The sequence below is a fragment of the Actinoplanes sp. NPDC023936 genome, assembly GCF_040639325.1.
In the GTDB taxonomy this organism is placed as follows: domain Bacteria; phylum Actinomycetota; class Actinomycetes; order Mycobacteriales; family Micromonosporaceae; genus Actinoplanes.
Genome location: NZ_JBEZZR010000087.1, coordinates 1 through 3,988, shown reverse-complemented (window position 1 = coordinate 3,988; position 3,988 = coordinate 1). Strand labels below are relative to the sequence as shown.

The window sequence follows — 3,988 nt, the reverse complement described above, 5'->3', positions numbered from 1 at the left end:
ACGCTCACGCAGATCATCGGGGTACTTCTTCGGTGCCGCCATCGCTAGATCTTCTCCCAGGTTTCGATGTCTCCATCAAACTCGGGGCGGGACACGCCCGCTGCGTGGCCGCCCTTCACGAGCGCGGCAAGGCTGGGCGCGGTTCTATCGGGGCCGCCCTCTGCCCTCCGGTTTGAACTGGCCCCCGTTAACCCCCCGAAATCAGTGCCAACGGCTGAAAACCAATGCAAGCACATCACGGCGCCTTGGGCGCGTTTCCCCAGGTCAACGTACACCCGTGACAACTGATGAAAGATCGCTGCCCTTGCGGATTAGAACAAGGAGTCGCGGGTGCAAATCTTGTCAGCCCGCCTGCGAAATGGTTTTTGCAGGTCAAGGTTTATTAAGCCCACTTCTCAAAGGTGTCTGCGACGTGAGCCGGGCGAGCGCGCCGCTCGGATAGCCCTTGACTCGGCGCGTCACGATCATCGGTTACCTGGTGGATTGTTGCCTTACGAACTTCTTGGAAGCACGCCATTTCAAATGCTTCGAATGGGCCACCAGGTTGGGCGCCAGTCGGGTGTGCGCGAACACTGCTGTAAGGCCGGGGGCATGCAGTGATACGGACCCACATCGACGGCAAAACCAGCATCGTCGCCACAGCCATCGCGCGCGCCTGATATCCACTGATGTGACCCTATGGGACAGCCTGGCGCGGAAGAGTCGACCGGCCGGCACGGTCAGCCCCAGCAGTAGTGCCAGCCCGGGCCAGGACCCGCTGCCATTACCAGACAACAAGCCCTCCAGCAGCACGGCGCCGAAGACACCAATCCCGGCCAGTAGCAGCGCAGGCAGCGTCACCGATGGTGCCCGGCGAGGCGGGGCCAGCGCCCGCGCTAACGTTGTCACCCGCACAGAACGGGCACGGATGGAGTAAGTCTGCGAGGTCCCGACCATAAGCCCACGAGAATTGGTCACGTGCCGGCCTTCCCTGTAGACAACCGGCACGGGTGTTACCCACTGGAACCCGCACGCCAGGCACGCGGGCGCAATCACCTGCCCGCTAGTCCTCATCTTCGCCGTCACGGCGTCTCCTCTCGAATGCTGCTACAACCGCGGGTCAACTCCGGGCGCTATCGACATCGATCAATCGCGATGCGCAGACGGTGATGCTGCGTCTGCCGAATCCGCAGTCCTGGAATCAGCGCGCCATCCGGCCAGCGGCGTGATGCCGTGACGCAGCAGACCCGCGCCGCGACATCACGCCGCTTTCTAGACCTCGGGTTGCTCCGCGAGCGCGAGCGGGTGTGGTTCGCCGGTAAGCCCGGCGAGGGCCGTGGCGACCTCTGGCAGGGTTGCTTTGACGTAGCGGACGGTGGTGCCGGTGTCATTCGGGCTTTCGGCGTGGCCGGCGTAGGCGAGGGCTACGCCGTACCCGTAGACCCGTTCCACCCAGGTCAGCGTGGTGTGACGCAGCCAGTGCGCGGACACACCCTGGGTAGCGACCCACGGCAGTTGCTGCCCGAGCCGTTCGAACAGCCCGTCATAGCGTCGCCGGCCGACGCGCCGGCCGTCCCGGTAACGCAGCAACGGCTGATCCGGGGCCGCCCCGCGGTCGTGAACATGGTGGAGCAAGAAGGTCATCATGGTGGGGGAGACAGGCTGGCGCCGGTAGGTGCCGCCCTTCTCCTGGAGCATGGCCAGACACTGCTGGACGTCCAGGTCCATCGGCCGCAGTCGCAGCAGGCCTGCGCGGCGGCAGGCGGTCTCGATGTGGAACCGGACGATCAGCGCGTCGAGTTCCGGATCATTGCCCGACGCGGCGGCCGCGACGACGAGTTCACCGAGCCGGTCGTCCGGCAACGCGATCCGCTGCGAGGTCGCCCGCCGTGGCTTGGCGACCTTCCGTGCCGGATCGTCGGCCTCGGCGATCAGCCCGTCCGCGACCGCCCGCCGGTAGAGGCAGCGCAGCGCCCCGATCAGATGCTCGCCGGTGCTGGTGCCGCCCCGGAAGTTGCGGCGCCGAACCGCGTCGTCCTGTAGTTGCCGCATCAACGTCTCGATCTCCGTTGGAGTGACCTCGCCCAGCCGGCGATCGCCCCACCGCTCGACGACCTTATGCAGATAGTTGCCATAAGTTCGGCGCGAGCCTTCACCGATAGCCGCCAGCACGACCGGCACGTACTCCGTGAACGTCGGCACCGTCGCACGGCTGCCCGGGCTCTGGATCAGGTCGTGGACGGTGATGCCCATCTGGTCCAGCAGGGTGCGGGCTGCGTCGACGACCTCGGGACGCACGGGTGCGGCCGTCACCGGACACCACCCAGCACTGCCACGTGTACCGCCGCCGACCACCGATCCAGCTGCCCGAGAGGGTGCACGATCAGCCGTCCCGGTTCCGGGAGCCCGGCCAGCAGCACCCGCTCCGCGACACCGATGCCGGCAGCCCGGCGTAACCCCGCCGGGAGCCGCAGGCAACCCCGACCGCAGATGGCCTGACCGCCGGCGTCGTCGGCGCCGATCACGATCACCCCATGCGCGACGGCAAAGGTCACCCGGAGGCCGGGCTGCCAGCCGAGCGCGGCCATCACCTTCGCGTCAGAGATGCGGCCCTTGCCCTCGATCGCGCACATCCCGAACACCACGTCCCGACGCGGGGGAGCAGGTGTCTTCGGCAACGGCAGCGGTTTACGGCTGACCCGCGCCCGGCGGACCGGCTCACGCCGTTGGCCCTCTCGGTCACTGGGGTTGATCCGTGGCAGCAGAGCGGGTAGCGGAATGCCTCTCACCATGGCAAACACCCGTCCAGGTGACGGTGCGAAGCCCTCGGAGGCCGTGCCGTTGAAGCCAGAAAGAGCCCGTTGGAAAGTTCAGGCAGCTTGCTTGCGGTAGCCGTTCGATCGAACGGCCGGAGCCAGGCCGGGGGAGCGGCAGAGTCGGCTTCAGGTGGCGAAAATGCCGCAAGCTGGTGTTCTAGCGTGCTCGTTGACCACTGGTCAGAGTGTGTGCAAGAGGCCTCATGCGGGGGTTCAAGTCCCCCCTCGGACACACGTTATACACACGGCCGAAGTCGTCACTGACGACCTCGGCCTTCAGTGTTTTCTGGCCTGATTGGTAGGTCATCCGAAGGCCGATGCGGCTGTAAAGTTCCGCTCGGTCGTGAGGATCCGCCCCTTGGATCAGCTTGAGCAGGTCTATGAAGGCTGTGACGATGGCGTCGAGTTGGTCTTCGGTCATCCGTTGCGGCGCCGCTTCGGTGAGGCCGAGCCGGGCCTGGGCGGCTTTCTTGATCGCGGTGGTCTCGGTGATCCATTCGGCGATGAGGGTGGGGTCGCCGGCGTCGAGTGCGGCCCGGTAGCGGTCTATTTTGGCGTCGGCGTCCGTGATCGTTTGACGGATTGTTTCGGTGTCGTCTTCGCTGTTGTTCGCGGCGAGTGCTGCGCGGTGTTGGGCGTCGGCTACGCGGCGGAGGTTGTCGGTCAGGGCCGGGCCGGTGAGTTCGTCGCGGAGGAACCGGTCGACGGGGCCGATGATCTGGTCTTCGCGAAGGTAGAGCACTGGTGGGTGGCTGATCTGTTGTTGGCGGACGAAGTCGCGGCTTGCGGTGCAGCGATAGTAGAGGCGGCCGTGGTTGAGGTTGCCGACCATGCGGCGTCCGCATATGCCACAGGTGATCAGGCCGCGGAACAGGTACGGGCGGGTGGTGCGGCGAGGTGCACGGCCGGCTTCGCTGTTGGTGCCGCGGCTCTTGACGGTCTGCTGAGCGCGTTCGTACAGGTGCCGGCTGATCAGCGGGGTGTGTGATTGCTCGCGGGACCACACCCACTGGCTCGGGTCGTTCCAGCGGTGGCGGTTTTCGTGGCCGAGGGCGACGTCGTCGACGTCGAGGAGAACTTCGTCGGTGCGGGCGCGGGGGATGTCCAGCATTATGGAGAGCGTGGGAAAGAAGCGGTCGAGGCCGCGGCGGGCGTTCACGCCGGAGTTCAAGGCTGAGATCGTCGAGTTGTGT

General features: G+C 66.1%; 3 protein-coding genes. All 3 read right to left on the bottom strand.

Translation table 11 applies throughout. The features are described from left to right. Positions 1–1,251: 1,251 nt before the first annotated feature. Positions 1,252–2,292: a site-specific integrase gene (locus AB0F72_RS42060; protein WP_360444917.1), complete on the bottom strand. Its 1,041-nt coding sequence runs from the start codon at positions 2,290–2,292 to the stop codon at positions 1,252–1,254. Continuing rightward, positions 2,289–2,612, bottom strand: a complete 324-nt coding sequence (locus AB0F72_RS42055; protein ID WP_360444914.1) for an AbrB/MazE/SpoVT family DNA-binding domain-containing protein — start codon at positions 2,610–2,612, stop codon at positions 2,289–2,291. Before AB0F72_RS42055 ends, AB0F72_RS42060 begins: the two co-directional genes overlap by 4 nt. Positions 2,613–2,952: 340 nt before the next feature. Beyond that, positions 2,953–3,988: zinc ribbon domain-containing protein (locus tag AB0F72_RS42050; protein WP_360444911.1), on the bottom strand; the 1,036-nt coding region annotated here is incomplete at its 5' end.

Coding starts and splice junctions, on each gene's coding strand:
- AB0F72_RS42055 (WP_360444914.1), bottom strand. CDS start 2,612: ATGTGCGCGATCGAGGGCAAGGGCCGCATCTCTGACGCGAAGGTGATG.